This is a genomic window from Bacillus sp. mrc49 (assembly GCF_002803435.1).
Genome location: NZ_PHNG01000052.1, coordinates 1 through 321, shown reverse-complemented (window position 1 = coordinate 321; position 321 = coordinate 1). Strand labels below are relative to the sequence as shown.

Sequence of the window (321 nt, the reverse complement as noted above, 5' to 3'; positions counted from 1 at the left end):
TTCGTCCATTGCGGAAGATTCCCTACTGCTGCCTCCCGTAGGAGTCTGGGCCGTGTCTCAGTCCCAGTGTGGCCGATCACCCTCTCAGGTCGGCTACGCATCGTCGCCTTGGTGAGCCATTACCTCCCCAACTAGCTAATGCGCCGCGGGCCCATCTATAAGTGACAGCGTAAACCGTCTTTCCATCTTCTCTCATGCGAGAAAAGAACGTATCCGGTATTAGCTCCGGTTTCCCGAAGTTATCCCAGTCTTATAGGCAGGTTGCCCACGTGTTACTCACCCGTCCGCCGCTAATCTCAGGGAGCAAGCTCCCGTCGATTC

1 rRNA gene is annotated in these 321 nt (G+C 56.1%); it reads right to left on the bottom strand.

Annotated features, from left to right (window positions below):
• Positions 1-321 (bottom strand): 16S ribosomal RNA (locus tag CVN76_RS00425); the annotation flags it as partial.